A 23885-nucleotide genomic window follows, 5' to 3' on the forward strand; every position below is an offset into this window, starting at 1 on the left:
AAAGAAAGACTCAGACCTATTCATTGCCATGCTGGAGAAGCTAAAGTGGCACTACCGCCGAGCCAAAAGTGTCACCTTGATACTGGATAACTACATCATCCACAAAAGTAAAAAAACGAAGGCTTGGCTCAAGAAGAACCCAAAGTTCAGGCTGCTGTTCCAGCCCGTTTATTGCCCTTGGGTCAACGTCATAGAACGATTGTGGAATGCTCTCCATGAGACAATTACTCGGAATCACAGGTGTAAACATATGTGGCAATTGCTCAGGAAGGTGAAGCACTTTATGGATAACGTATCGCCGTACCCGGGAGGTTGCCACGGCACGGCGAAAATGTAGCACTATTCGGATCAGTTATTTAGGTGATTAGAATGCGGGGTTTATGACGCGCTTACCCCAAACAACCTCAAGACGCCGGATTCAGCGAGATTGACCGGTGTTGTGAGCGCGGCGTCAGTCAACTCAGCCGAAGGGAGGCGCCCATTTTACAACACTGGCATCGACGGATAACTCAATGCTGGCCTTTTTAGAGTATTAACTCTAATATATTCGCAACTTCCTCATGCGGAAACCATTATGCTTGTTAGAAAATCTTTCCTTGTCCGTTTGATTATTGCATTGACGTTTTTGCCCGGTATGGCCATTGCGGAGCCCATGACCTTTGAACAAGCGTGGCAATCGGTCCTGACCCGAAATGATGCGATAGCCGCAGAACGCGCGAACGTTCAGCGCGCCGAACATATGCGAAACGCAGCTTCGGCACATCACCTTCCTGCGATTTCACTCAGCGGTAACTACACCCGTCTGGATCAGAATGTTGAACTCAAACCGTCTCAGCTAGCTCACCATATGAATGGTGGCGATGCATTGGGTCAATTGGCTGGCTCCGCTCCTCAATTAGGTGCGCTGATGGGGAATCTTGATAACCTCCTGACCACCACCTTGGCCGACCGCGATATCTACACGAGTTCGATCCGTGCTATCTGGCCGATCTTTACCGGCGGGCGTATTCTTGCGGCGGAAGACATTGCCAACGCTCAGCGCAATGAAGCCAGCTTCTTGATGCAAATGGCTCAACAGGCGAAGTTTGAAGATCTAACGAAAGTCTATTTTGCGACCGTGCTGGCTGCGCAGGTGTTGGAGACTCGCGTAGAAGTGAAGCAAGGGCTCGGAAAACACCTCGACCACGCGAAAAAGCTGGAAGAACAGGGGCAAATTGCGCGTGTGGAACGCTTGCAAGCAGAAGTCTCTTACGACAAAGCCAGGACTGAACGCCGCAAAGCAGAACGTGACCTGGAAATCGCCCAAGCTGCGCTGCAAACACTGGTGAAAAGCGATGCACCGGTGACGCCATCCAGCGCCCTATTTACTCAGAAACACGCCCCTGCGATGGCACCATTCATGCAAAAAACACTGGCGGATTATCCCGGCCTGAAAGTGTTGGATGCCAAGCGAGAGCAAGCTGATGGCTTGGTTAACCTCGAGAAAGGCAAGTACTACCCGCAGGTTTATCTTTACGGTAACTACAACCTCTATGAAGGTGATTCCTTGACCGCTGAACTGGCACCTGACTGGGCAGTTGGCGTGGGCGTAAGCATTCCCCTTATCGACAACGGTGGCCGTTCAGACAAAGTGAAAGCCGCCCACAGCACCGCACTTCAGGTTCAGCACCTTCGTGCCCAAGCGGAACAAGACCTTTCACTGCTGGTTGAGAAAACATGGCGAGAAGCAGGACAAGCACTGGAAGAATATCAAGGTTTGGCTTCAAGCATTTCCCTTGCACAAGAAAACCTTCGCTTGCGTGAAAAAGCCTTTGCACAGGGGCTTTCCACTTCACTCGATGTCGTCGATGCTGAGCTTTATCTTGCCAGCATCAAAACCCAGCAGCTTGCAGCGTCATACCAATATGTGCTGTCGCTCTCCCGCCTGCTCGCCATCAGCGGCGAAATGAACCGTTTCCCAGAATTTCAGGCGGCATCACTCCAATCAACCCAACCAATACAGGGATAAATCACAATGAGCAAATTGAAATCTATTGCGCTGGCATTGCCTGCTGCTGCCGTTATTGGTTGGATTGGCTACAGCTTTTACCAAGCTTATCAACCCGTGCCTGAGCGTTTTCAAGGTCAGATTGAAGCCCAGCAATACAGCATTTCTTCGAAGGTCGCTGGCCGTATTGATAATGTGTTGGTGCGTAAAGGTGAAACCGTGAATAAGGGCGATTTGATTTTCACCCTTTTCAGCCCAGAGCTTGATGCCAAGCTGGAGCAAGCGAAAGCCGGACAACAAGCAGCAGACGCCATGGCAGAACAAGCTGAAAGCGGTGCTCGTGAGCAAGAAATCAGTGCAGCACGTGACCAATGGCATAAGGCACGTGCTGCGGCACAACTGGCAGACAAAACCTATAAGCGTGTCGATGCGCTCTACAAAGAAGGTGTTGCCGCTGAACAAAAACGCGACGAGGCTTACACCCAGTGGCAAGCAGCGAAGTACACAGAAAATGCTGCGCTCCAAATGTATGAACTGGCGAAAGCCGGTGCGCGCTCTGAAACCAAACGGGCAGCGCAGGAAAAAGTCCGCATGGCAGCCGGTGCGGTTGCAGAAGTGGAAGCTTATGCCAAAGACACCAAGATCCATAGCTGGTATCAAGGCGAAGTCAGCCAAATCCTGCTTCACCCTGGCGAGCTGGCACCGCAAGGTTTCCCTGTCGTCACTGTCATCGACATGAAAGATGCCTGGGCAGTCTTCAATATTCGCGAAGACAAACTGCGTCAATTTGCCAAAGGCGCTCAGTTTGAGGCGAACATTCCTTCTCTGGGAGAGAAGGTTTATGAGTTTGAAGTCACCCATGTTGCCCCATTGGCGGATTTCGCGACGTGGCGCGCCACCAACAGCCAGAACGGCTACGACATGCGCACCTTTGAAGTGGAGGCACGCCCTGTAACGCCTATTGAAGGTCTGCGCGCAGGCATGAGTATTCTGGTCTCCGAGCACACTCAGGGTTGATCACCATGGACAAACCTTCGTTTGCGTCACGGCTTCTAGATGAGTTGCGATTAACTTTGTCAGACAGGTGGCTAACCGCCCTGCTGGGCTGGTTACCCCTAGCGTTGTTCCTGTTGGTATGGGCAATTTTTTCATCGGGCACTGGTCGCGATTTGCCAATCGGCGTGGTTGATCTTGACCATAGTGCCATGTCGCGGAACCTCGCACGTTACTACGACGCCAGTCCTACCTTGGAAACCCGCCGTTTCACCAGCGTTCAAGAAGCTACTGCTTCACTGAACAGTGCTGAGACTTACGCGACTGTCATCATCCCCTCAAACTTTGAGAAAGCCACTCTTCGAGGCGAAAGCCCAGAAGTGACTGCCTTATACAACAGCCAATATATTCTGATTGGTAAGCTGGTGAATGCAGCGATGACCCAAAGCCAAAGCACCTTTGCAGCCATGGTCGAAACCAAAGGGAAAATGCTGCATGGCACAACGGTTTCCACACAAGCAGCGGGACAATCTGTGCCTGTACGTTTTCAGTTAGTGCCGCTTTTTAATAACGGCACAAACTACGCGCAGTTTCTTGTCTCAGCGATTATTCCCGCGCTATGGCAAATTGTGATTGTCGCGAGCGGCATGCTTTCCATGGCACTGACCGACAAACGCATTGGGCTGGAAAATATCTTCAAGCAAGGTTTGTTATCAGCGCTAGTTGCCAAAGTAACAGGCTTGCTTATTCCGCTTTGGCTGATGGGCGTTGTCTTTGCCACCGCCATGCACTTTGGGTTGGGCTGGCCGATGAACGGAAGCTGGACGTTACTTTTCGCCTCACAAGGCTTGATGGTGTCAGCAGGTCTCGCGGTAGGTTCCTTACTGTATTTAGGCACACGCGATGCAACCCGTGCGATGAGTCTGGTCGCAGGTTTTACCGCGCCAGCCTTTGCGTTTATGGGAGTGAGCTTTCCAGCCAGTGACATGCCTTTTCTGGCGCAGTGCTGGCGCGCAATGTTACCAATAAGTCATTACATCACGGTTCAAATTGGCCAGTTCAACTATGGCGCGACACTGATACAAATTCAGCCCATGCTTCTCGCTTTAGCGTCTTTCAGCCTGATTTGGCTACTTGTCGCCGCAAAACTCAAACGGCTCTGCCGCTCAGCGACGCTAATTCAGGAGGCTGGCATATGAGTTGGACTGCGTTGTTTAAGCAAGAACTGAAGGCACTGTTTACCAATCCGGCAGTGGTTTTCACCGTTTTTGGCGGCATCATTATCTATTCACTGCTTTACCCATTGCCGTATGAAAACCAACTCCCACGCGAACTTCGTGTTGCTGTTGTCGATCACGATAACAGTCAGGAAAGCCGCACGTTCGTTAGAATGTTGGATGCCACCCCACAGCTTTCTGTTGCGATGCGATTGGGCACAGAGACAGAAACCAGCGCTCAAATTGCCGATGGTAATATCGAAGGTGTCGTTGTGGTTCCACAGCACTTCTACCGCGACCTATTGATGGGTAAAAGCCCGGTGATTTCAGTAGGAGGAGACGCTTCATTTTTCCTGACCTACGCCACCATCGTAGAAGGCGTTGTTAATGCAGGCAGCGCACTTGGCGCACAGGTAAAAGCAACCAGAGCCATGATGCACGATACGCCAATGGAAGCAGCCACCAAGCAGGTAACTCCGTTTTCACTGAATATTGTGCCCGTTTTCAACCCGACGACTGGCTACGGGAATTATGTTGTTCCCGGCGTGTTTATCCTGATCTTGCAGCAAACTTTGCTGATCGCTTCCGGCATGCTGGCCAGCGTAAACCCACATAACGGGGCGAGAAATCTGATCGCGAGAACCAGCATTCTTACTGCGATTTACAGTGTAATGGCAATGTACTATCTGGGCGCTAGCCTTGAGATTAATGGGGTTAACCGTTTAGCAGAGCCTGTAAATCTCATCATCATTATGATGCCTTTTTTGCTGGCGACAATTGGCCTAGGTACGGTGATTGGAAAATGTCTTTCAAGGCCGGAAATCATAACCTTAACGGTGTTGTTAAGTTCGATGCCTCTGCTGTTTACATCGGGATTTGTCTGGCCAAGCAGTGAGCTGCCAGTGTGGTTAAATGCTTTGGCGCAATTTGCACCTTCCACACCCGCCATTCAGGCGACTATTCAGCTCAATCAAATGGGCGCGACGATTCAAAGCCAGCTGGGCCACCTTTACCAACTATGGCTACTAACCGCAATTTTTGGTGCTATCGCCATCTTGGCAAACCCCAGGAGTGCGCCAAACTCAGTCCAATAAAAAAGAACCCCGCTAAAAGCGGGGTTCTTTTTTAAATAGTGCTTAGGGACTTAAATTAACGACTCAATGGCTTTCACAACCGCGTCCACTTTAGCGCCATTCGCAGCTTCAGCATGCGGATCAGCAAAACGGTGTGAATCACTGTCGCAATACTTGCCGGAAGCCTCAGCGAATTCGTCACTCAGCGAGGCTCGGGCGAGAATATCAGCACCGATACCCATATCACCGCCTGCCACACCAAAGCCTTCTGTTACCATTTTACTGCCTAGCATTGAACCTGGGTCAACAGCCACCAGCATCGGACCATCAGTACCCAAATCACTCGCCACTTTTTTCGTCCACATGGTCATATCCAGCTTACTTGGTGCATAGGCCGAGAATTCATCAGCGACTTTTACCTGCCCCTCAACGCGACTATGTTGACGGGTGCTTGCAAGGCAGAAGACAGGTTAAAACACGTCCTTCTCCACCAAGCAACGACAGCAAGTGCCTAGTCAGCAGGTAAGGCGCGACGGTGTTTACAACAAACCGCGCGTCAAAGTCATCCGCCGTGATCGGCGAGGAAGTGCGAAAGATACCAGCGTTATTAATAAGCACATCCAGCGATGCATGGTTTGCGGCCACTTCATCTGCAAACTTTTGTACATCCTTCAGGTTCGACAAATCTGCCAGATAGGTTTCCACATTACCGACAGCTGCAATACCCTGCACCTGGACTTTCGCATTTTCCAGCTTGGCGACGCTACGCCCATGCAACAGGATACTATGGCCTTGAGATGCTAGTAGTTTAGCGGTCTCCAGCCCGATACCGTCTGTCGGGCCAGTGATAAAATTGTTTTGGTCATTGTCATCAGCTTACTCTTTTCTTTCCTCTTTGGATTTCATGTTAATGAAATCTGCTTCCAGCCCCCCTGATATTTTTGACACCGTGACACGCCTATTTTATTGCAGCTGTCGTTTCACGAACCACGAGCTTCGCTTCTAACTCAAGCATGTCGCTCACTAACTCCCCTGCTAGTTTCGCTAGCAAATAGTCGGCGGCTTTTTCCCCCATTTCCCGCGATGGAACTTGCATGGTCGTCAAAGCGGGCTGGATATGAGAAGCCATGGCGACATCATCAAAGCCAACGATAGAAACATCTTCTGGAACCCGCAGGCCAAGAGATTGCGCCTCAAGCAGTGCCCCCATAGCGATAATGTCATTACCACAAACAATCGCAGTGGGTCTTGGCGTCAGCTCCATCAGTTTTCTCAGCGCCTGACGGCTTTCCGCCAAATCGTAACGACATTCAATGATTCTGTCTGAGGTCAGGGCTATTCCAGACTTGCTCAGTGTATCTATGCATCCAGCGATACGATCTTTGGGTCTGTCATTCAGCTTGGTAATACCCGGAATGGCAGCGAAATCTTTATGCCCCAGATCAATAAGAAACTGCGTCGCCCTTGCTGATGCGCGGTAGTTATCAAACCCTATACAAGGATGAGGTAATTCAGGTTTGAAAGACCATGTGTAAAGGTAGGGTAGCTGCTTCTTATGAAGGATATCGAACAATTGTGGCTTGTGCTCAGCACCCACCAACATGATTCCCTCTACGCCTCGAGAGACTAACCGTTCCGCCTGTGCCAACTCTTCATCTGTCGAGTAGTCAGAGCTTGCGATGAACAGCGTATAACCCTTTTCCTGCAACCTTCTCTGAAACGCCTGAATACCCTCTGCGAAGATGGCATTGTCCAGAGTCGGCACAACCACACCTATAGTGCGGGACCTTTGGGAAGCCAACGCTTGGGCTGCTCCATGGGGAATATAACCGAGAGATTCAATCGCTGAACGGATTAAGGCTCCCCGCTTTTCACTTACGGAAGTTGGGTTTGCCAAATAACGGGAAACAGTCGCCGTCGACACGCCTGCAGCTATCGCCACATCTTCCGCGGTCGGGGCATCTGATGGTCTTTTTTGTAAGCGCTTACGCGCTGGCTGAGTCTCTTTTGTCATAGGAAGTTATATTGTTGACTCACTTTTAGGATTTATAAACCGTAACTTACCTAATTATAGCGTTGCACAAAAATTATACCGCCAAAAACTTGACAGTCATTCAAACTCTCTTCTATCTTCTCAATGTAAGCGCTTACATTTAACAATCAGTTTACATACTGAGTAAGTGCTATAACTACAAATGGCGACTGCAAGCCAACACGACTGATAACTGAGAGGCAATGAAATATGAGGTTAAGGAAACGCTACTTACTGCCCGCTGTGCTTTTCTCACTCTATTTCCTCAACGTGATTGCCACCAAATTTCAGATCGCTTCTGGGTCCACATCCATAGTTCGCGTTGGTGATGTCGGGGAGTTCCTTTTACTTCTCCTTGCTTCACTGACTTTCGTCGTCGCAATGCTGTCAGCGGAAAAGGAAGCTGATAAACATTCGGCAGAATTACGATAAAAAGCAGAAAGGAAGTAGATATATGTCTGTTCACCATAAGGATGACTCCCCACAAAATGCAGAGCGTCGCCGTTTCCTGGAAATTGCAAAAAAAGCAGGATTTACAGCAGCTGTCGTCGCAGGTGCCTCGGGGGCCTTGTTGACCTCAACCACCGCACACGCAGCGGCTAACGAAGAAAAAGAACGACAGAAGCGAGCTAAGTACACCATGACGATTGCTACGGCATACATCATTGGTGCATCCCGTAGCTACCCTATCATGCAGCTGGATTTCAAAGAAAACATCCAGAACATGACCAACGGTGAAGTTTACGTAAAACTGGCGCCGGGCGGTCAACTGGGTGCGGGTGGCGCATTAGCGCAAAAAGTACAGGCAGGTACCATTCAGGCCGCGCAACACTCTCTCTCCAACTTTGCGCCATTTGCACCTGCTGTTGACCTCATCAACATCCCTTACTGGTGTGGTGAAAACCAAAAGTTCATCAACCTGGTAACGTCTGACACATGGAAGAAGGAAATCCACCCGAAAGTAGAAGCGAAAGGATTCAAACCGCTTTGGTACGTGGTTATCGACCCACGCGTAGTTGCTCTTCGCAACGGCCTTGAAGGTCCGATCAAAACGCCAGATCAAATGGAAGGCATCAAATTCCGTGTACCGGGTTCGAAAATCCTTCAGCAGTTCTACCGTCTGCTTGGCGCAAACCCAACGCCAGTTGCCTGGGGTGAAACACCTTCTGCAATCAAACAAGGCGTTGCTGATGCGCTTGACCCTTCGGTAGAAGCGCTGAATGTCTTCGGCTTCAAAGACGTGCTTTCTTGGGTCACTTTCAACCGCTCAGTGCCAGATTCGCAAGTTTTCTCTTGTAACCTGGAATGGTTTAACAGCCTACCTGGCCACATTCAGGAAGGCATTGAGTTTGCGAGTGAAGTGACTTCACTGCAGAACCTGGCAAAAGTCCCTGCTGCTCGCGCTTACGCCATGGCGGAACTGAGTCAGGCGGGTGTTCAGTTCTACGCGCCAAACAAAGACGAAATGGCGCAATGGGCAGCCAAAGCCGGACATCAACTGCCAGCGTGGGATGCATTCAAAACCGAGCTGGCTGGTTCCAAAGCCACGTTCGACAAGCTGCTTGAAGCGGCGAACGAAAACAAAGGCCCATTCGTTCACGACGTTTAACAGCGGAGTAAACCGCCATTTGGGTGAAGTATCTCCTAGCGCACCCAAATGGCTCCCACTCTTTCATAAACGGACGCTGGACGAACGCAATGAATTTCTTAAAACAAATCGACGAAAACGGTGAGCGCTGGTTGCTGTTGTTCTTCTACACCACCATCGTCATTACCATAGCCATGGAAGTACTGAGACGCTTTGTCTTCAGCTACTCGTCCATCTGGGGCGAAGAAGTTGCAAGATATGCCTTTATTTATCTGGCTTGGGTCGGTGCATCTGCGGCCGTGAAAGAACGCGCCCACATACGTATTGATGTTTTGCTGCATTACCTACCAAACCGGGGCAAGGCGGCCATTTATTTACTTGGGGATGTCGCCACACTGATTGTCGCGCTGTTCGCGTTGTATTGGTCAATTCATCCTATTGAAATATCGCTGAAATTCGGGTCTGTAACCCACGGTTTAGGGATCAGTCAGGCATGGTTTCTCGCCGCTGTTCCATTGGGATTCTCCATGATGATATTCCGACTCATGCAGTCCATGCGACGGGATATTCGCAGCCTCACACAGAATACCCCTGTGTTTGAAGGCAATAAGCTGTTTGATTAGGAGGTCTCATGCTGAATTATTACTCGCAACAGGTCTCCGTCGATCTTGGCTGGGAATTCTATGGCCCCGTTATTGGCATGCTGGTACTCATCGCATTCGCGGTGCCGGTATGGGTGTCACTGGGCTTGGGCTCAATTGCCCTTTTGTTTGTCACCGAAGTACTACCTCTGTCCTTGTTTGGTGAATCTCTCTTCGACGGTATTGATGCCTTCGCGCTGATTGCCGTCCCACTTTTTATCCTGACAGGTGACGTTCTGGTGAGAACCGGTCTTTCGAACAAATTGCTTGATGTGGCGGAAGCCAGTGTCGGCGGTGCGAAAGCAGGTTTTGGTAGTGCAACAGTATTAGGGTGTGGCTTCTTCGCCTGTATTTCGGGCTCTGACGCAGCAGGTGCAGCCGCAGTAGGTCGTATGACCATTGACCGTCTGGTGGCGCAGGGTTACCCCAAGCCTTACGCCTGTGCGCTGGTCGCCGCGGGTGCGTGTACCGGGATCCTGATCCCGCCATCAATTGCTTACATCATTATCGGTCTTGTACTGGGTATTTCTGCATCAACGCTGTTTCTGGCAGCGGCGGTACCGGGTGTCATGGTTATGATGGCTATCATGCTGACCAACGTCGTCATGAACCGCATTTACGGCTATGAAAACGCGGGACAAGGCTTCTCTCTCAATCGCTGGTTTTCCGTAGTAGTTGATGCCCGTTATGCCTTGTTGGTACCTGTCATCATTCTTGGTGGTATTTACTCAGGTGTGTTTACTCCGACAGAAGCGGCCGCAGTGGCAGTGGTTATCACCATCATTATCGGCCTTTTCCAAGGCACGCTGAAAATCAGCGATTTCCCGAAAATGTTGGAAAGCTCTGCCAAAGTAAACGGCGTCATTCTGCCCATTATTGCGCTGAGCCTGCCACTGGCTCAGACACTGGCCGCGCTGGATGTACCGCAAGCTTTCGTGGAAACCATGACATCGTTTACCGATAGTCGTACAGCACTGATTCTGATCATGATTGGTATTTTGATCATTTCAGGCTGCTTTATGGAAACCACGCCAAACATTTTGATTTTGTCGCCAATCCTGCTGCCACTGGCACGCGAGATCGGCATGGAAGATGTGCAGTTTTGCATCATGATGGTTACCGCACTGGGTGTCGGCTTCATCACACCGCCACTTGGGCTGAACCTCTTTGTTGTATCCGGATTAACGGGGACCTCGGTTCTCAAGATTGCCGCGCGATCGGGGCCCTACGTCATATCCATGTTAACGGTGGTATTGCTCCTGGCATTTATCCCCGAATTATCGCTCTGGGCTTTGGATTAACTACACACATTTAGCTTCTCTTTGGCTTGTCGCCGACAGGCCAGATGGGGAAGTTGCGCTCAAAATTTAACGAGGAAATTATCGACATGGCTGTTAAATATCTGAAAAAAGCAGAAAAAACTGCTGCAACAGGTGAAGACGATGTTCGCGCAATCGTGGCGGACATGCTCAAGGATATCGAGCAAGGCGGAGAAGAGACCTGTATCGCCTATACACGAAAATTTGATAACTGGCATGGCGACATTGTTGTCTCTCAGGAAGACATCGACGCGGCCGCAGCGAAAGTGCCAGAGCAACTGAAAAAGGACATTCAGTTTGCTTATGAACGCGTTCGCGACTTTGCCCAGGCACAGTTAGATAGCCTAAGCGAATTTGAAACCGAACTGTCCCCAGGTTTGTTCGCTGGTCAGCGCTTGATCCCTATGCAAGCCGCAGGCTGTTATGTGCCGGGTGGCCGTTACTCTCATATCGCATCAGCGATTATGTCTGTAACCACCGCAAAAGTAGCCGGTGTGGATCATGTAATCGCGTGTTCGCCTCCAGGCCGTGAAGGTGGCATCCACCCTGCCATTCTTTACACATTGAGCCTGTGTGGTGCTGACACCATCCTGAACTTGGGTGGCGTACAAGGCATCGCTGCGATGGCATTTGGTCAATTCACTGGCCACCCAGCCGACATTCTTGTTGGCCCGGGCAACCAATTCGTTGCTGAAGCCAAACGCCAGCTTTATGGCCGTGTGGGTATCGACATGTTCGCAGGCCCATCAGAGGTGATGGTGATAGCGGATGCAAACGCGGACCCAGAACTCGTCGCGGTCGATTTGGTCGGTCAGGCAGAACACGGTCCTAATAGCCCAGCTTGGCTGCTGACGGATTCAGAGGACTTGGCTGAGAAAGTCATAAAACGCCTGCCAGAGTTAATTGCTGAATTGCCAGAGCTCAATAGCCAATCGGCAGAAGCCGCATGGCGTGATTACGGCGAAGTGATTCTTGTCGATACCAAGGAAGAAGCCGTAAAAGTCAGCGACGAGTATGCCTCTGAGCACCTCGAAGTGCATGCTGAAGACCTGGATTGGTGGCTGCAAAACCTCCGCAACTATGGCTCTCTTTTCCTCGGAGAAGAAACCAATGTGGCGTTTGGTGACAAAACCTCTGGCCCAAACCACATTCTGCCCACCAAAGGCGCTGCAAAGTATACCGGCGGTCTCAGTGCCGGCAAGTTCATCAAGGTTGTGACCTATCAGCGCTCCACCAAAGAAGCGAGCAAAGATGTGGCACAGGTGACTGCGCGTATTTCGCGCCTTGAAGGCATGGAAGCACACGCGAAAACGGGCGATGCACGCCTCGCGAAATACTTCCCGGATGAGCAGTTCAACCTGCAGCCAGAGTAAGTAAAACGAAGGGGGACTGAGATGACGGGCAGCATGATAAATCAACTATTCAATCTTGAAGGTCAAGTCGCATTAGTGACAGGAGCGGGTTCCGGTATCGGACAACGCATGGCTTATGCCCTCGCCAAAGCGGGCGCAAAAGTGGTGCTCTCCGGACGCCATGCAGAAACGCTGGCACAAACGGCGGTCGCCATTGCCAGTGAAGGCCGAGACGCCGCCATCGAAACCGTTGACCTTAACAAGCGCGAAACGCTGCCCCGATTCATTGAAAAGGTGTCATCACACTTTGGCTCGCCAGACATTCTGGTGAATGCGGCTGGCGTCAACCTTCGCCAACCTGCCGATGACATCACGCTGGAAAGTTGGGACATGACATTGAACCTCAACCTGTCTGTTCCCTTCTTTCTCGCCAAAGCCTGCTTGTCGGGTATGCGGGAAAAAGGCCGCGGAAAAATCATCAATATCGGTTCGCTGCAAAGCTATCGCGCCTTTACCAATTCGATTCCCTACGGCGCATCAAAAGGCGGCGTCGCGCAACTGACAAGAGCAATGGCTGAAGCCTGGTCAAAAGAGGGCATTACCACCAACGCCATTGCTCCCGGATTCTTCCAAACACCGCTGACCGAGAGAGTGTTTAGTGACGACTCCCTCTCCAAGCACCACGCATCAATGACAGCGATAGGACGAAATGGAGAGCTGAGCGACTTCGACGGACTGACGGTATTTTTAGCCTCCAGAGCCTCCGATTACATCTCAGGCCAGATGATTTCTCTCGATGGCGGCTATACCGCGAAATAGGCAAGCATTAAGGATTAATTGAAATGGATATGAAAGCCCTGGTTTACACAGGTCCAAATCAAATGACCTACCGCAACGAGGAAGTACCAACACCACGGGAAGACGAAGTGTTGGTCGAAATCCGGGCAGTTGGGATTTGCGGTTCTGACTTGCACGCTTACCTCGGTCACGACGAACGCCGCCCTGCCCCATTAATTCTCGGACACGAGGGGGCGGGTATCGTCCACGGTGGTGAATGGGACCAAAAAGCCGTGGTGATCAATCCACTGGTCAGTTGTGGTAAATGCGATTACTGCCTGACTGGCCATACGAATCAATGCCAAGCGCGAGAGATCATTTCCATGCCGCCTCGTGAAGGCGCATTTGCCGAATTTATTGCGATTCCCAAACGCAACTTAGTGCCGGTACCGAAGGGTATGTCACTCAGCACAGCATCACTGGCTGAGCCGATTGCAACAGGCTGGCACGCCGTCACCAAAGGCGCAGAGCTCAGCAAACGTCCTTTGGTCGAAAGTAAAGCGTTGGTTTATGGCGGTGGTGCAGTGGGTCTGGCAGCCGCACTTTCTCTTGCTGCACAAGGCTGCAAGCAAATTTATCTGGCAGAAACCAATGCCCTGCGCCGTGAAACCGTGGAAAAGGCCGATGTCGCCACTATTTTCGATCCGCTGACCGAGCAGGTCGTCGGCGAGAACACCATGGATCTCGTCGTGGATTGCGTGGGCAACAAACACACACGAATGGGCGCATCAGCGGCGGTTAAACCCGGTGGCGTGATCATTCATGTGGGACTGCAAGACAGCCTGGAAGGACTGGATGTTCGTAAGTTCACCCTTCAGGAAGTCACCTTCGCAGGCAGTTACACCTACACCATGCAGGACTTCAAAGCGACGCTAGAAGCCATGCATAACGGTGCGCTTGGCGCACTGGACTGGATTCAGGAGCGCCCGCTTAGTGATGGAGCGAACGCTTTTGACGATTTACTTAACGGACGTATCGCCGCTGCCAAAGTGGTGTTGCTCCCCGAAGGGTAAACAAACACCGAGGCAAGGTTGGTGAAGCAGATTGCCCAAGCTGTATGCCAGCCACGCCAAGGATATATGGAAGTAAGTTTTAAACCTTGATTCAAAAGGAGATGAAAATGCAAGCACCGGACTTTCTCGTCCACGACTCGTCTGACACCGTCGGCGTGATTGTGGTCGAGGGCCTCGAAGCAGGCCAAACGCTAACCGGATGGGTGATGGACACAGATGCCACCATCGAAGTACTCGCGTTGGATGCAATCCCCCTCGGCCACAAAGTGGCGCTGAGCGACATTAAAGACGGCGACACCATCCTTAAGTATGACAACGATATCGGTAAAGCTGTCGCAAACATCGCGAAAGGCGGTCACGTACACGTACACAATGTGAAAACCAAGAGGTGGTAACCATGAGCAAATACACATTTATGGGCTACCGCCGCGAAAATGGCCGTGTCGGTGTGCGCAATCACGTCATTATTCTGCCATTGGATGATCTGTCTAACGCAGCATGTGAAGCTGTTGCTAACAACATCAAAGGTACACTGGCGTTGCCACACCCGTATGGCCGCCTGCAGTTTGGTGAAGATTTGGAACTGCACTTCCGTACCCTGATTGGTACAGGTTGTAACCCTAACGTGGCTGCGGTTGTGGTTATCGGTATCGAGCCGGGCTGGACCAGCCGTGTGGTTGAAGGCATTAAAGCTTCTGGTAAGCCTGTTCAAGGCTTCGCGATTGAGCAAAACGGTGACATCAACACAATTGCTGCCGCATCCCGCGTAGCGAAAGAATACGTTCATTACGCGAGCGAACTGACCCGTGAAGAGTGCGACGTGAGCGAGCTGTGGGTTTCTATGAAGTGTGGTGAGTCTGACACCACGTCTGGTCTGGCAGCGAACCCAACCGTGGGTAACCTGTGTGACAAGTTCTCAGCGGAAGGCGCGACCCTGTGTTTCGGTGAAACATCAGAGCTGACCGGCGCAGAGCAAATCTGTAAGACCCGCGCAGTGAGCCCGGAAGTTGGCCAGAAGTTCCTGGACACCTGGCAGGCATACATGGACGAAGTTATCGAACCACACAAAACGTCTGACCTGTCTGACAGCCAGCCAACCAAAGGCAACATCGAAGGCGGCCTGACCACCATCGAAGAGAAAGCGTTTGGTAACTACCAGAAGATCGGTAAAACCACGCAGTTCGTTGATGTTCTGACGCCAGCAGAGCGCCCAGAAGCAGGCCCAGGTCTGTACTTCATGGACACCTCATCTGCAGCAGCAGAGTGTGTGACTTTACAGGCCGCAGCGGGCTTCGCGGTTCACCTGTTCCCAACGGGACAAGGTAACGTGATTGGTAACCCCATTGTGCCGGTTATCAAAATCACTGCGAACCCACGTACCGTGCGTACCATGGGTGAGCACATCGACGTGGACGTTTCCGGTATTTTACGCCGTGAGCTGAATCTCGATACAGCGGGTGATGCGCTGATCGACATGACGTTACGCACCGCAAACGGCCGCGCAACCGCAGCGGAAGCGCTGGGTCACCGCGAGTTCGTTCTGACCAAACTGTATCGAAGCGCATAAGCATTTCGCTTATTCGGCGCGGCAATCATTGATACAGCAAGACCGGCGCTGGGGAAACCCAGCGTCCCTTACCTTACCTCGCAGGAGCCAGTTATGCCTGTGTTTATAGACCCTTCGGAAGTCAAATCCTTAACCGCGCAAGCGCTGGAAAAAGCAGGCGTGACACCAGCTAATGCCAAATCTGTCGCCGACGCCTTGATCCAAGCTGAGATAGATGGTCAATCAGGCCACGGACTTGCCCGTCTTTCAGCCTACATTGAGCAGGTTAAATGCGGAAAGGTAATGGGGGACGCCACCCCAAAAGTTGAAACGCCTAAGCCAGGCGTTTGCCATATCAATGCGGAACTTGGCTTTGCCTTTCCCGCCATGGACAAGCTGGTTTCCCTACTCCCCGCCATGGCAAAAGCTCAAGGTATTGCTTTAGCGACGGTTAACCGATCTCACCATTTTGGACAAGCAGGATTCCACGCGGAACGTATTGCCAATCAAGGTTGCATCGCCTTGGTATTTTCCAACAGCCCGAGCGCTATTGCCCCTTGGGGCGGGAAGAAAGCTTTGTTTGGAACCAATCCTATTGCCTTTGCCTGTCCCCGCAATGGAGCACCGCCACTCGTTATCGACATGAGTCTGAGCAAAGTGGCGCGCGGTAAAGTGCTGGTTGCGAGAAAACACGGTGAATCCATTCCAGAAGGCTGGGCCATTGATGCTGAAGGTAAACCCACTACGGACGCTGACGCTGCTATAAAAGGCTCCATGCTACCGATTGGTGATGCCAAAGGGGCAGCTTTAACGCTGATGGTTGAAATTCTCTCAGCTACCCTCACCAGTGCCCTCTATGGCTTTGAAGCTTCAAACTTCTTCGATACCGAGGGAGAGCCGCCCGCAATCGGTCACGCCGTCATTGCCATCGACACTTCTGTTTCTGGAACACAATTTGCTGAACGCCTTGAGTTACTCCTCAACACCATGTGTGAGCAGGAGGGTGTTCGCTTGCCCGGAGAGCGTCGAATCGTCCGTCGCGAATACGTTCTCAAAGAAGGCTTACACCTCACCGATGCCACCATGAAAGAACTAAGGGAATTAGCTCAACCATCTAAAAATCAATAACATGGATGTTATTCATGCAATCACAACTAAAACAACGTCTCCCTGATTGGCAATCACTGGGCCAAAGTGCCCGTACCCTTACGCCCGGCCTGTTACTTTCTGTCACCGTCGCCGCGGCTGCGACCTTTCTCGCTGCACATTATGGTGCACCGCAAATGCTGTTTGCCCTCTTACTGGGCATCGCGTTTCACTTTCTCGCTGATGACGCTAAGTGTCAGGCAGGCGTTGAGTTTGCTGCCAAAAAGGTACTTCGATTTGGTGTTGCATTACTTGGCCTGCGAATTACAGTGGAAGAGATGACATCACTCGGCTGGGAAGTGTTGCTCTGGGTAGCGCTTGGTATTGCCCTTACGATCACCATCGGTATGTTAGTGGCGAAAATTCTCGGCCGCCGCATTCAGTTTGGTGTGTTGACGGGTGGCTCAGTCGCTATCTGTGGTGCATCTGCTGCGCTGGCAATTTCGGCCGTTCTACCTAAACACCTTTTCAGTGAACGTAACACGCTGTTTACGGTAATCGCTGTCACCGCATTCAGCACCATCGCCATGGTCATCTACCCCATCTTCGTTAACCTTTTAGGCTTTGATGACCGACTGGCTGGCATTTTCATCGGCGGTACCATTCACGACGTCGCGCAGGTTGTTGGTGCAGGCTATTCTATTTCCCCACAAGCCGTTGAGTTCGCTACCATCACCAAACTGCTGCGCGTGGCTTTGCTGGTTCCCGTGATTCTGGTGATTTCCCTATATTTCCGAAGCCATCCTGACAAAGACAGCGAGAAAGCAGATATCCCACTTCTTCCGTTTTTCGTTGTCGGTTTCTGTATTTGTGTTGCGATAAACAGCGCCCATATCCTACCTGTTGGCGTAACCAATAACCTGTCAGGGCTCTCATCCTGGTGTCTGGTTTCGGCGGTTGCTGCCTTGGGGATTTATTGGTTTGGCTAGACATATGATTCACCTCTCTTGAGGTAGATAACGATTTATTTTGAGGATACAGCCTTGAGACCAGTTTGTTTTGTTGCAGGGATAGGTTTGTGGGGATTTTATGCAAGGCAGAGGCATAGATGTGTAGCTAGAGCCTATAGTAGAAGCCGATAACTTAGCAGAAACCCCCCATAAAAGCTCAGGGATTCAGCTTTACCTTATTCTGGGTTGGTCAACCGCGACTGGATTTCCTGCATTAAACCTTCAGGATTTCTGTACGCATAATAATTCACCACGATACGTTTCTCGCGAGTAGAAATGACAATAGAAAAGTCATTCGATTTTGAGCTTGTCACCTCACTCCAAAGAATTCGGTTCTTGCCCTTCTCTACGTACTCATCCGTAATACGGGTATTTTTCGAATCAAACACCCAGAATAAAGACACAAATATGCCCACGAACGCCAGAAAACCGTAAAGGATATTCATCAACATACCATGCTGTTCCCCCCCCCCCCAGAACCAGCTGTAAGTTCAAAACACCAAAGGTCATCCCTAACATCAAGATAACGAAAGCAAGTGGTTTATTTAGAATCGCGCTGTTTTCGGTTGAGTTCGGCACTGGTTACTCTCTGGTGATAGGTCATTGGGTAAAGAGATTTTGTTCAAAATCATATTCGTTAATAAAACCAATCGCCAACAATGTTTTTACACTATCCTCACATTTAATCCTAAACTCTCATAGATAAGAATTAATAACTCATTCCGATAGGGGTTGAATTGTGCTTAAGGTCTGGATGCGTAAGTTCGAGGATTTTGCGTTAGTTAAAAAGATGACTGTCATTCTCTGCGTTGTAGGTTTGGTGCCATGCTTCCTTACTGCATTTATAGGTCTTTACAGCTCGTCGACATCGATTGAACAACAAAAAAGTGAATCTCTCCAAGCGATAGCCGAGCTGAAAGCACATTCATTAGAAAAGTACTTCGAACGTTGCAAGACCATCTTATCCAGCATCGCCAAAAACCCTCTCACCATAGACTCCATTCCCAACTTGATGGGTTCATTCAAAGCATACCCTGAAGAAGAAATCTCACAGAAAACACAAGATTTATCGGTTTTTTACGACGACATTTTTGCTCGACGATATCAAAGTCAAACTGAGCAAGAGCTGGACACAAGCATACTGATGGACGGAATAAGTGCAAAAGCCATTGCATTGCAACATGCCTACTTAGTGAAAAACAGCTATCCGCTGGGACAAAAAGATAACCTTAGACAAGCAGGTAAAACGCCCTACGATATCGCTCATAAAGAAATACACACGACATATCGCCAGTACCTTATCGATTTTGGCTTTTACGACATTTTCATTGTCGACCTCTCCACCGCAAATGTCGTTTATTCAGTATTTAAAGAGATAGATTATGCCACTAACCTAGAAACCGGCCCTCACGCTGACTCAGGCCTAGGCGTTATTTTTAAAGATCTTAAAAAGAGCTTGATGAAAGGCGAAGCTGTAGACACGATTCTCCACGACTACAAACAATATCTCCCTTCATACCAAGCCCCAGCTGCCTTCACTGCAACACCCATCTATGTTAATGGCATTCCAAAAGCCGTTTTGATCATCCAAATCCCACTAGACCAAATCACTGCCGTAATGAGTATGGAATACGGTCTTGGAGAAACTGGGGAATCTTACATTGTTGGTTCAGACAAGAAGCTTCGCTCAGACACTTTCTGGAGCGAGGAGATGACCGTTGAAAACTCGTTCAGAAATAACAAAACAATAGAAGGGGAAGCCGTCAGTGTTGCGCTGAATAACGAGATTGCCTATTCACCCAGCGCTATCCACAACGAAAACTACCGGGGCGAAGAGGTTTTTACTGTTTTCAGAAAGGTCAACATCGATAAGGGGACTGACTGGATTATCATTGTTGAGCAAGAAGTGGGGGAAGCATTACTGGCAATTACCTATCTACAAATTATATATTTTATCGTTGCCTTGGGCTTGGTTGTGGTCGTTTGGCTCACTGCAAAGCAGTTTGGGCAACGCATCGCGAGACCGATTCAGGAACTGTCCACATTCATCTTAGATTTACGTAACAGGTGGAGTTTTTCTGACAGGGCGAATGTGCACAGCAAAGATGAAACAGGGCAGGCAGCAGAAGCACTCAACACCATGCTCGCATCCCTCAACGATGCCGTTGGAGAAATATCGACGACCATGGAAGGCCTTTCTCGCGGAGATTTCTCTCAACGCGTAGGGCTCGAGATGTCGGGCGACCTGCAAAAGTTAAAATCAAGTATCAACGAGTTTGCCAACGAAATTGAAACAACAGTCAATGACATTGGCGACGTAATGACAAGAATCGAACAGGGTGATTTCAGCGCACAAGTCACCAGCCATGCCCAAGGACAATTAGAAATATTGAAACAAAAAGTGAATAGCTCTGCCCGCAGTAATGCAGCCTTCATCAAAGACGCGAAACATGTTATGTCTTCTCTTGAGGCCGGGGATTACAACAATCGTATTACCGCCTATGCTGCAGGCGATTTAGCGTCTCTTAAAGAATCAATGAACCAGTCTATTGATAATACAGAGCGTGTGATAGCCAATATATGTGACGTCATGGAAGCCCTCAGTCATGGCCAGTTTGGTCGGACTGCCTCCGTCGATGCTAAAGGCAAGTTGAATGACATGAAAATGGCCGTTAATAAGGCTTCTACCTCTATCAATTCTGTTATCACTAATATTGTTACCGTCATGGGAGAAGTTTCAGATGGTGATTTCTCTGCACGTTGCCAAACAGAAGATGTTTCTGGTGATTTGCTCAAACTCGCCAACGCAGTGAATCAGTCTGCCAACAACATAGATGAAACACTGGCACATACTCAGGAAGTATTAGAAAAACTCTCTCAAGGAGATCTGACTGATCATTTTGCCCATGAAGTTGATGGTGACTACCAGAAGTTAAAATCTGGTATCAACGAAACAATTACAAGCCTCGCAGATATGGTCAAAGAGATCCAAAGCTCTGCCACAACCGTGACCAATACATCTGAAGAAACCAATTCAGAAGTATCGGACCTCAACAATCAGCTCAACGCTCAGGTGAAAGGCTTAAAAGATGTCACCCTGCGTATGGCTGCAATGCGGAGCAATATTGAGGAAACGCTCGACCACGCTAACGTTTCTGTCACCGTCTCACAAACTGCTCTCAAGCATGCACATGAAAGTGAAGCCTTGGTGAAAGAAGTAGAAAAAGCCATGAAATCAATTACAGAATCAAGCCATAAGATGCAACTCATCATTGAGACGATAGAAGGTATCGCGTTCCAAACGAACCTTTTAGCACTCAATGCCAGTGTCGAAGCAGCTCGGGCTGGCGAGCAAGGACGTGGATTTTCAGTGGTTGCCGGTGAGGTTCGCAATCTCGCACAGCGCTCCGCCGATGCAGCAAAGGAGATTTTTACGCTCATTAAAGAATCAGAAGACCGCATTGGGCTCGGGGCAGAAAAAGTGAACCTCTCAGCTGACTTGTTGAAGAAAATTACTCAGTCTAACAGCGAAGTATGTGCGAATTTTGATCGTGTCAATCTTTCCATTAAGGCACAGTTCGATCGAGTCAACGAGGCATCAGATGACGTGACTGATGTCGGTGATAACATTCAACAATGCGCACGAATTTTAAATCGTATCAACAGCAACATTGATGGTGTCAGCGAGCAGGCTGAAAGCCTCAACCGTATGATTGGCAGGTTTAATTACTAAGTCTCGACATCGATCATTTATGAGTGAAATGTCACCTGTTACCCTAAGTCTTCACGGAATGAAAAGACGATGGAAGTAACGGATGACTGCTCCAACCGAATTGGCAATCGGGATTGATTTAGGCACCACCAACAGCGCAATCGCCGTCTGGCGAAATGGAAACGCCGAACTCATCCCCAATGCTCTAGGCCAATACCTCACTCCTTCGGTCGTTAGCATCGATGACAGTGGGCAAGTGTTGGTTGGTGAAGCGGCCTATTCTCGTTTGGTGACCAGGCCACAGGAAACCGCAGCGGCGTTTAAACGCTATCTCGGTTCTGATAAACAATATCAACTCGGTAAACAACGTTATACCCCCACTGAACTCTGTGCGCTCATCCTGCGTTCACTTAAAGCGGATGCGGAAGCGTTTCTCGGTCATGCCATCAGCGAAGTCGTTATCTCTGTCCCCGCTTACTTTAGTGACCAGCAGCGTAAGCAAGTTCACCTTGCCGCGGAGCTCGCTGACCTGATTGCAGTTCGCCTGATTAACGAACCGACAGCTGCCTGTCTAGCATACAGCCTTCATGAATCACACGAGCGCCGGTTTCTGGTGTTTGACCTTGGCGGCGGTACCTTTGATGTCACCGTAGTAGAACACGCTGATGGGTTTGTTGATGTTCGCGCCTCCGCGGGTGATAACCGTCTTGGCGGTGAAGACTTCACCCGCAAACTTGCAGACTATGTCGTCGATAAAGTCAAAACGGATGATAGCGAGCTTACTTTAAACGATATGGCAAAGATCATCAGCGCTTGTGAAAATGCCAAGAAAATCGGCGAAGGTGACTTTGTCATCCATCTACCGGAACCTTTTGCCAGGTCTTTAGCGCTGACGCCATTCATGCTTGATGAAATCTGGAAGGAGACCATGCTGCGACTCTCCCAGCCGCTTCGTCAGGCACTGAGTGACGCACGCATTACACCGGAAGATATCGATGAACTGATCTTCGTTGGCGGCGCAACGAGACTGCGCCATGTGCAGCAGCTCGCCACCCGTTTGATTGGACGGTTTGGTAAGATTTCTATCGACCCGGATTTAGTTGTCGCGATGGGTGCTGCGACTCAGGCGGCCTGCCGTTTGCGTGATGAAGCCGTAGAAGAAATCGTACTCACCGATGTGTCCCCTTTCAGTCTGGGCATTGCTTCAAACCGCAATGGTCAGGTAGACGTATTCAGCCCTATCATCGAGCGCAATACCGTTATCCCCACGTCCCGTGTTGAACGTTACTACACCACCACAGACAAGCAAACAGTCGTAAGAATTGCGGTTTATCAAGGCGAACGATACTGGGTGCGCGAGAATATTTTCATCAACGAGTTTGAAGTGACCGTGCCAGAAAACAAAGCCGGTGAAGAGGCCATTGATGTGCGCTTCAGCTATGACATTAATGGCCTGCTGGAAGTTGATGTGACAGTACTTTCGACGCAGAAAACCACCCAAAAAGTCATCGATCGCACACCAGTGGGCATGAGTGAAGACGACAAAGTTGCCAGCCTGGAGCGGTTGGCAATGCTGAAAGTTCATCCTCGTGACAAACTGCCTAACATTGCCATGTCAGAGAAACTAAACCGCCTCTACGAAGAAAAGCTCGCTGAGGAACGACAGTTAGTGGAAGAGTTGATTGCCGCCTTCACACACGCGTTGGACAGTCAGGATGAACGTGTGATTCGTGAAGCCAGAGAGTCGGTTGATAAACAGTTGAAGGTTCTGGGTTTTAGTTAGAAATATGTTCTGCTGGTTTTAGTGCTTTAGTTTTAAAGACTTAGTGAGTCAGCGTAACGAAGCTAGAACTGCTTCAGAAAACTCGTCCCATCTAGGAGCAGAGAAAGCAATTGGGCGAACACCTTTAATTAATTCTAACGCGCTCCGTGTGCTTACGTTGAGGTCAGTCACCCCTAGAAATGGGTAAACTTAGCAGTTTCAGTTCAATGAGTAGAGCCGCATAAATCAACGAGCCAGAGGCGACGACACACAGAAACCTATATAACTTTACAAAACACCTGCCTATCCATTTTTTCAATGACTACTGCCAGCTCTCCACTGATTAATATGGCAGTAACGCCTCATTTCCGTTGCGTATTTCACTACGTTTGACACTCCTTTCTTTGTGGTTATGACAAAGCTAGCGTAAGCGGTTAATAAACCCCACATACCAATAACACCAGTACTTTGACATAGTGCCTTTTTCATCGGAGGCACCATGAACCAAGAGCAAAAACGCGCCCATTGGGCAGCCATTGTTGAGCAACAAAAACAAAGCCCGCTTTCCATCAAGCAATTCTGTGCAGACAGCGGCCTCAGTTACCAAACCTTCCACTATTGGTCTAAACGATTAAGCTCTCCTGACTCGACGCAGACGCTTCAGCCAATCATTTTCAATGAACATGAACAGACGAAAGCTGAGTCAGTGATCATTAC

The 23885-nt window shown here is 49.8% G+C and carries 21 protein-coding genes and 1 pseudogene; 19 read left to right on the forward strand and 3 right to left on the reverse strand.

Annotated features, from left to right (window positions below):
• From GMA8713_RS22315 to GMA8713_RS22335, 5 genes are all read left to right on the forward strand, one after another.
• A partial coding sequence (locus GMA8713_RS22315) for an IS630 family transposase (RefSeq protein ID WP_157515497.1) occupies positions 1-337 on the forward strand: 337 nt, incomplete at its 5' end.
• Positions 338-574: 237 nt separating this feature from the next.
• Entirely contained in the window at positions 575-2008 is a 1434-nt protein-coding gene (locus GMA8713_RS22320; RefSeq protein ID WP_198159564.1) for a TolC family protein, read from the forward strand.
• A 6-nt stretch (positions 2009-2014) separates the two neighbouring features.
• Positions 2015-3004, forward strand: coding sequence for an HlyD family secretion protein (locus GMA8713_RS22325; protein ID WP_062714402.1), 990 nt, complete (start codon positions 2015-2017; stop codon positions 3002-3004).
• A 5-nt stretch (positions 3005-3009) separates the two neighbouring features.
• Positions 3010-4179 (forward strand): ABC transporter permease, encoded by a 1170-nt coding sequence (locus GMA8713_RS22330; protein ID WP_062714404.1) that lies wholly within the window; start codon positions 3010-3012, stop codon positions 4177-4179.
• Positions 4176-5291 carry an ABC transporter permease gene (locus GMA8713_RS22335; protein ID WP_062714405.1) on the forward strand — a complete coding sequence of 372 codons (1116 nt, stop codon included), beginning with the start codon at positions 4176-4178 and terminating at the stop codon, positions 5289-5291. Before GMA8713_RS22330 ends, GMA8713_RS22335 begins: the two co-directional genes overlap by 4 nt.
• 50 nt (positions 5292-5341) lie before the next feature.
• Here the strand turns inward: GMA8713_RS22335 and GMA8713_RS28765 are convergent.
• A pseudogene (locus tag GMA8713_RS28765) lies at positions 5342-6119 on the reverse strand (SDR family NAD(P)-dependent oxidoreductase).
• 109 nt (positions 6120-6228) lie between these two features.
• On the reverse strand, positions 6229-7284 hold the full coding sequence (locus GMA8713_RS22345) for a LacI family DNA-binding transcriptional regulator (RefSeq protein WP_062714406.1): 1056 nt from the start codon (positions 7282-7284) through the stop codon (positions 6229-6231).
• A gap of 228 nt (positions 7285-7512) precedes the next feature.
• Between GMA8713_RS22345 and GMA8713_RS22350 the strand changes: the two genes are divergently transcribed.
• The 11 genes from GMA8713_RS22350 (at position 7513) to GMA8713_RS22400 (ending at position 17673) form a co-directional block, all read left to right on the forward strand.
• Complete coding sequence (locus GMA8713_RS22350) at positions 7513-7734, forward strand: hypothetical protein (RefSeq protein ID WP_062714407.1); 222 nt, start codon at positions 7513-7515, stop codon at positions 7732-7734.
• A 22-nt stretch (positions 7735-7756) separates the two neighbouring features.
• Positions 7757-8911, forward strand: coding sequence for a TRAP transporter substrate-binding protein (locus tag GMA8713_RS22355; protein WP_062714408.1), 1155 nt, complete (start codon positions 7757-7759; stop codon positions 8909-8911).
• A gap of 89 nt (positions 8912-9000) precedes the next feature.
• Positions 9001-9513 (forward strand): TRAP transporter small permease, encoded by a 513-nt coding sequence (locus GMA8713_RS22360; RefSeq protein ID WP_062714409.1) that lies wholly within the window; start codon positions 9001-9003, stop codon positions 9511-9513.
• An 8-nt stretch (positions 9514-9521) separates the two neighbouring features.
• Positions 9522-10832, forward strand: coding sequence for a TRAP transporter large permease (locus GMA8713_RS22365; protein WP_062714416.1), 1311 nt, complete (start codon positions 9522-9524; stop codon positions 10830-10832).
• Positions 10833-10918: 86 nt separating this feature from the next.
• A complete protein-coding gene (gene hisD, locus GMA8713_RS22370) occupies positions 10919-12223 on the forward strand; it encodes a histidinol dehydrogenase (protein WP_062714418.1) in 1305 nt (434 codons plus the stop codon).
• Between the two features lie 21 nt (positions 12224-12244).
• Entirely contained in the window at positions 12245-13021 is a 777-nt protein-coding gene (locus GMA8713_RS22375; RefSeq protein ID WP_062714420.1) for an SDR family NAD(P)-dependent oxidoreductase, read from the forward strand.
• A 23-nt stretch (positions 13022-13044) separates the two neighbouring features.
• Positions 13045-14052, forward strand: a complete 1008-nt coding sequence (locus GMA8713_RS22380) for an alcohol dehydrogenase catalytic domain-containing protein (RefSeq protein WP_062714422.1) — start codon at positions 13045-13047, stop codon at positions 14050-14052.
• 107 nt (positions 14053-14159) lie between these two features.
• Positions 14160-14447 (forward strand): UxaA family hydrolase, encoded by a 288-nt coding sequence (locus GMA8713_RS22385; protein ID WP_062664816.1) that lies wholly within the window; start codon positions 14160-14162, stop codon positions 14445-14447.
• 2 nt (positions 14448-14449) lie between these two features.
• Entirely contained in the window at positions 14450-15619 is a 1170-nt protein-coding gene (locus GMA8713_RS22390) for a UxaA family hydrolase (RefSeq protein ID WP_002541226.1), read from the forward strand.
• A 93-nt stretch (positions 15620-15712) separates the two neighbouring features.
• Entirely contained in the window at positions 15713-16726 is a 1014-nt protein-coding gene (locus GMA8713_RS22395; protein ID WP_062714424.1) for an Ldh family oxidoreductase, read from the forward strand.
• A 14-nt stretch (positions 16727-16740) separates the two neighbouring features.
• On the forward strand, positions 16741-17673 hold the full coding sequence (locus GMA8713_RS22400) for a YeiH family protein (RefSeq protein WP_232314528.1): 933 nt from the start codon (positions 16741-16743) through the stop codon (positions 17671-17673).
• A gap of 197 nt (positions 17674-17870) precedes the next feature.
• Here the strand turns inward: GMA8713_RS22400 and GMA8713_RS22405 are convergent, their stop codons facing one another.
• Positions 17871-18146, reverse strand: a complete 276-nt coding sequence (locus tag GMA8713_RS22405) for a hypothetical protein (protein ID WP_232314529.1) — start codon at positions 18144-18146, stop codon at positions 17871-17873.
• 287 nt (positions 18147-18433) lie between these two features.
• On the opposite strand from GMA8713_RS22405, the gene GMA8713_RS22410 reads away from it, so the two are divergent.
• From GMA8713_RS22410 to tnpA, 3 genes are all read left to right on the forward strand, one after another.
• Positions 18434-21427 carry a methyl-accepting chemotaxis protein gene (locus GMA8713_RS22410; protein ID WP_062714426.1) on the forward strand — a complete coding sequence of 998 codons (2994 nt, stop codon included), beginning with the start codon at positions 18434-18436 and terminating at the stop codon, positions 21425-21427.
• Positions 21428-21509: 82 nt separating this feature from the next.
• Positions 21510-23189: an Hsp70 family protein gene (locus tag GMA8713_RS22415; protein ID WP_062714428.1), complete on the forward strand. Its 1680-nt coding sequence runs from the start codon at positions 21510-21512 to the stop codon at positions 23187-23189.
• Positions 23190-23667: 478 nt separating this feature from the next.
• On the forward strand, positions 23668-23885 hold a 218-nt coding region (gene tnpA / locus GMA8713_RS22420; RefSeq protein WP_062714430.1), incomplete at its 3' end, for an IS66 family insertion sequence element accessory protein TnpA.

This window comes from Grimontia marina, assembly GCF_900060185.1.
Lineage (GTDB): Bacteria > Pseudomonadota > Gammaproteobacteria > Enterobacterales > Vibrionaceae > Enterovibrio > Enterovibrio marinus.

What these genes read in the sequence shown, in the direction of transcription:
- GMA8713_RS22355 (WP_062714408.1), top strand. Translation starts at nt 7,757, where the DNA reads ATGTCTGTTCACCATAAGGATGACTCCCCACAAAATGCAGAGCGTCGC.
- GMA8713_RS22325 (WP_062714402.1), top strand. Translation starts at nt 2,015, where the DNA reads ATGAGCAAATTGAAATCTATTGCGCTGGCATTGCCTGCTGCTGCCGTT.
- GMA8713_RS22360 (WP_062714409.1), top strand. Translation starts at nt 9,001, where the DNA reads ATGAATTTCTTAAAACAAATCGACGAAAACGGTGAGCGCTGGTTGCTG.
- GMA8713_RS22335 (WP_062714405.1), top strand. Translation starts at nt 4,176, where the DNA reads ATGAGTTGGACTGCGTTGTTTAAGCAAGAACTGAAGGCACTGTTTACC.
- GMA8713_RS22375 (WP_062714420.1), top strand. Translation starts at nt 12,245, where the DNA reads ATGACGGGCAGCATGATAAATCAACTATTCAATCTTGAAGGTCAAGTC.
- GMA8713_RS22350 (WP_062714407.1), top strand. Translation starts at nt 7,513, where the DNA reads ATGAGGTTAAGGAAACGCTACTTACTGCCCGCTGTGCTTTTCTCACTC.
- GMA8713_RS22320 (WP_198159564.1), top strand. Translation starts at nt 575, where the DNA reads ATGCTTGTTAGAAAATCTTTCCTTGTCCGTTTGATTATTGCATTGACG.
- GMA8713_RS22365 (WP_062714416.1), top strand. Translation starts at nt 9,522, where the DNA reads ATGCTGAATTATTACTCGCAACAGGTCTCCGTCGATCTTGGCTGGGAA.
- GMA8713_RS22395 (WP_062714424.1), top strand. Translation starts at nt 15,713, where the DNA reads ATGCCTGTGTTTATAGACCCTTCGGAAGTCAAATCCTTAACCGCGCAA.
- GMA8713_RS22415 (WP_062714428.1), top strand. Translation starts at nt 21,510, where the DNA reads ATGACTGCTCCAACCGAATTGGCAATCGGGATTGATTTAGGCACCACC.
- GMA8713_RS22345 (WP_062714406.1), bottom strand. Translation starts at nt 7,284, where the DNA reads ATGACAAAAGAGACTCAGCCAGCGCGTAAGCGCTTACAAAAAAGACCA.
- GMA8713_RS22405 (WP_232314529.1), bottom strand. Translation starts at nt 18,146, where the DNA reads ATGTTGATGAATATCCTTTACGGTTTTCTGGCGTTCGTGGGCATATTT.
- hisD (WP_062714418.1), top strand. Translation starts at nt 10,919, where the DNA reads ATGGCTGTTAAATATCTGAAAAAAGCAGAAAAAACTGCTGCAACAGGT.
- GMA8713_RS22330 (WP_062714404.1), top strand. Translation starts at nt 3,010, where the DNA reads ATGGACAAACCTTCGTTTGCGTCACGGCTTCTAGATGAGTTGCGATTA.
- GMA8713_RS22380 (WP_062714422.1), top strand. Translation starts at nt 13,045, where the DNA reads ATGGATATGAAAGCCCTGGTTTACACAGGTCCAAATCAAATGACCTAC.
- GMA8713_RS22390 (WP_002541226.1), top strand. Translation starts at nt 14,450, where the DNA reads ATGAGCAAATACACATTTATGGGCTACCGCCGCGAAAATGGCCGTGTC.
- GMA8713_RS22400 (WP_232314528.1), top strand. Translation starts at nt 16,741, where the DNA reads ATGCAATCACAACTAAAACAACGTCTCCCTGATTGGCAATCACTGGGC.
- GMA8713_RS22385 (WP_062664816.1), top strand. Translation starts at nt 14,160, where the DNA reads ATGCAAGCACCGGACTTTCTCGTCCACGACTCGTCTGACACCGTCGGC.